The following is a 1,590-nucleotide window of genomic DNA, read 5'->3' on the forward strand; positions in this document are numbered from 1 at the left end:
TAATAGCCGTTCTTACGGGGGGAGGGCAGCCCCTCACCCGGAATTCAAGCGCAGCTTGAATTCCGGCCTCTCCCCGCACGCGGGGAGAGGCGATCAGAGCTCGCTTCACGATCGACGCAAAACCATCACACGATCAGTTGGTCGCGCCCTTGGTCTCCTTCAGGAACTCATCGATCAGGCCTTGGCCGACGCGCTTGGCGACGTCCTTGTAGACCGACTCCATCGCCTTGCGCATCGCGGCGTCCTGCTCCGGCGTCAGCGTGATGATCTCGCTCTTGCCGGTCTTCTTGATCTCGGCGAGCGCGTCCTCGTTCTCCTTCTGCGACTGGCCGTTGCCGTAGGCGGTAGCTTCCTTCATCGCCTTGTCGCACTGCTCGCGGATGTCGGGCGGCAGGCCCTCCCAGAATTTCTTGTTCACGACCACGATGTAGCCGATATAGCCGTGATTGGTGGTGGTGATGTACTTCTGCACCTCGTGCATCTTCTGGGTGTAGATGTTCGACCAGGTGTTCTCCTGGCCGTCGACCACGCCGGTCTGCAGCGCCTGGTACACCTCGGAGAACGCCATCACCTGCGGGATCGCACCGAGCGCGCGGAACTGCGCCTCCAGCACCTTCGATGACTGGATCCGGAACTTCAGTCCCTTGTAGTCCGCCGGCTCGATCAGCTTCTTGTTGGCGCTCATCTGCTTGAAGCCGTTGTCCCAGTAGGCGAGGCCGATCATGCCCTTCGGCTCGAGCAATTTCAGAAGCTTGGCGCCGAGCGGACCGTCGGTGACCTTGCGCAGCGTGGCGAGGTCAGGAAGGATGTAGGGCAGATCGAACACCTCGAATTCCTTGACCCCGATCGGGCCGAACTTGGAGTTCGAGGGCGCCAGCATCTGCACCGCGCCGAGCTGCAGGGCCTCGAGCTCCTCCTTGTCTTTGTAAAGCTGCGAGTTCGGGTAGACCTCGACCTTCACCTTGCCGCCCGTGTATTTCTCGGCCAGTTCCTTGAACTTCTCGGCCGCCTGCCCCTTCGGCGTGTTGGTTGCGACGACGTGACTGAACTTGATGACGATCGGATCGTCCGCCGCCGCCGGCCCGGCAAACGCAATTGCACGACCGATGCCGCAGCCAACACCAACTTACGCATGTTTCCTCCCGCTTTATTGCGGGGCGCGCAATCACCCGCCCCAAGTTTTGTATCCCAGCCGCACCAATACAGAGAAGCCGACCAAATTGCCATTGCCCGTTAGCAGGGTCCGACATCACCGCGCATGTTGCGCCGCAAAAGTGCGACGATCTGTCCAAGGTGCACGCTGCTTGCCCCTCATCCTGAGGAGCCTGCGCAGCAGACGTCTCGAAGGATGAGGCCCCGCCGGGTGGCCTCGGCCTTCGAGACGGCCGCGGCGCGGCCTCCTCAGGCTGAGGGAAAGAGTTGAGTGCGCTGCTCTCTCCTGGTGCGTCATTGCGAGCGGAGCGAAGCAATCCATCGCGCCGCACGCGGAGGCATGGATTGCTTCGCTCCGCTCGCAATGACGGGATAAGTCCTGATTTATCTGTCAAGCAACGGACGGGATGTGAGTCCGCGTTCTCGCAGCGCGTTGCG

Annotated in this window: 1 protein-coding gene; it reads right to left on the bottom strand. The window is 61.6% G+C overall.

Annotated elements, in window-relative coordinates; translation table 11 throughout:
* Nucleotides 1-133 precede the first annotated feature (133 nt).
* Nucleotides 134-1,108 (bottom strand): TRAP transporter substrate-binding protein, encoded by a 975-nt coding sequence (locus tag CWO89_RS44030; RefSeq protein WP_130584362.1) that lies wholly within the window; start codon nt 1,106-1,108, stop codon nt 134-136.
* Nucleotides 1,109-1,590 lie beyond the last annotated feature (482 nt).

Source organism: Bradyrhizobium sp. Leo170 (assembly GCF_004296405.1).
GTDB lineage: Bacteria > Pseudomonadota > Alphaproteobacteria > Rhizobiales > Xanthobacteraceae > Bradyrhizobium.